Here is a 450-nt window from a genome sequence, read left to right as displayed (position 1 = left end):
GGTGAACAGTATAACAGAAAGCTTGGCACTGTTGACACCAGAATTCGGGCCGTCCTCAATGACAACCGAGTAGGCGGAAGAGGTGTTCTGCCGTTTTGTGAAGGTAGCATACTGTTTATGACCCACTCGTCGTTCATCAAGCTGCGCAAGCACGACAAGTTTGATAAGGCGACGGTGCTTTTCGACGAGGCTCGTAAGTGGGCAACGGAAATGCCAGCACTAGAGCTTGACGCAAAGTCCGAGAATCTATTCCGCACACTCTTCTCCACTTCTGAGTTTCGTAACTCGAAGGGTGCAAAAGTGTCGGGAGGTTTTCTTACGATTCATCCAAATAAAATCAAACCTAGTAAACTTGCGTCCCTAGTCAATGACACGAACACTGCGTCGGTGTTTCGCGATCTGTACAACATGTATCAGGACTTGACGCCTAACGCGGACGAGCCTATACGT

Annotated in this window: 1 protein-coding gene; it reads left to right on the top strand. The window is 48.9% G+C overall.

Features of this window, described 5'->3' with window-relative positions; genetic code table 11:
* Positions 1 to 450, top strand: a 450-nt coding sequence (locus AC1RPN_RS08420; RefSeq protein WP_481763749.1) for a hypothetical protein, incomplete at both ends; no start/stop codon positions are given.

The sequence above is a fragment of the Dellaglioa sp. CoH-57-MRSF-20 genome, assembly GCF_056781955.1.
The sequence above is the reverse complement of the archived record's forward strand: the minus strand, read 5'-3'. Positions and strand labels throughout refer to the sequence as shown.